This window comes from Paenibacillus arenosi (genome assembly GCF_014841135.1).
In the GTDB taxonomy this organism is placed as follows: domain Bacteria; phylum Bacillota; class Bacilli; order Paenibacillales; family Paenibacillaceae; genus Paenibacillus_B; species Paenibacillus_B arenosi.
This window is the reverse complement of sequence record NZ_JACYTN010000049.1, coordinates 1,260-2,579: the sequence shown is the minus strand read 5'-3', so window position 1 is coordinate 2,579 and position 1,320 is coordinate 1,260. Positions and strand designations below refer to the sequence as shown.

The 1,320-nt window shown below is 54.9% G+C and carries 1 rRNA gene (cut by a window edge); it reads right to left on the bottom strand.

Annotated elements, in window-relative coordinates:
• Positions 1-1,320 (bottom strand): 23S ribosomal RNA (locus tag IFO66_RS23560) (its annotated part continues 1,259 nt past the right edge of the window); the annotation flags it as partial.

The following is a 1,320-nucleotide window of genomic DNA, read 5'->3' as shown; positions in this document are numbered from 1 at the left end:
CTGTGCTTCCACCCCGAACCTATCAACCTCGTCGTCTTCAAGGGGTCTTACTAATTGGGAAATCTCATCTTGAGGGGGGCTTCGCGCTTAGATGCTTTCAGCGCTTATCCCTTCCGTACTTGGCTACCCAGCTATGCCTCTGGCGAGACAACTGGTACACCAGCGGTACGTCCATCCCGGTCCTCTCGTACTAAGGACAGCTCCTCTCAAATTTCCTACGCCCGCGACAGATAGGGACCGAACTGTCTCACGACGTTCTGAACCCAGCTCGCGTACCGCTTTAATGGGCGAACAGCCCAACCCTTGGGACCTACTTCAGCCCCAGGATGCGATGAGCCGACATCGAGGTGCCAAACCTCCCCGTCGATGTGGACTCTTGGGGGAGATAAGCCTGTTATCCCCAGGGTAGCTTTTATCCGTTGAGCGATGGCCCTTCCATGCGGTACCACCGGATCACTAAGCCCGACTTTCGTCCCTGCTCGACTTGTAGGTCTCGCAGTCAAGCTCCCTTATGCCTTTGCACTCTTCGAATGATTTCCAACCATTCTGAGGGAACCTTGGGGCGCCTCCGTTACTCTTTAGGAGGCGACCGCCCCAGTCAAACTACCCACCTGACACTGTCCCCGAACCGGATCACGGTCCTAGGTTAGAACTCCGATACGAACAGGGTGGTATCCCAACGGTGCCTCCACCTAAGCTGGCGCTCAGGCTTCTCAGGCTCCCACCTATCCTGTACAGTCCGTACCAAAGTCCAATATCAAGCTGTAGTAAAGCTCCATGGGGTCTTTCCGTCTTGTCGCGGGTAACCTGCATCTTCACAGGTATTAAAATTTCACCGGATCTCTCGTTGAGACAGCGCCCAAGTCGTTACGCCATTCGTGCGGGTCAGAATTTACCTGACAAGGAATTTCGCTACCTTAGGACCGTTATAGTTACGGCCGCCGTTTACTGGGGCTTCGGTTCATAGCTTCGCCTTGCGGCTAACCACTCCCCTTAACCTTCCAGCACCGGGCAGGCGTCAGCCCGTATACTTCGCCTTGCGGCTTCGCACAGACCTGTGTTTTTGCTAAACAGTCGCTTGGGCCTTTTCACTGCGGCCCCCTCGGGCTATTCACCCTACCGAGGCACCCCTTCTCCCGAAGTTACGGGGTCATTTTGCCGAGTTCCTTAACGAGAGTTCTTCCGCGCGCCTTAGAATACTCATCTCGCCTACCTGTGTCGGTTTGCGGTACGGGCACCTTCTCCCTGGCTAGAGGCTTTTCTTGACAGCCTGAAATCAAGACCTTCGGTACTATAATTTTCCCTCCCCATCACAGCCTA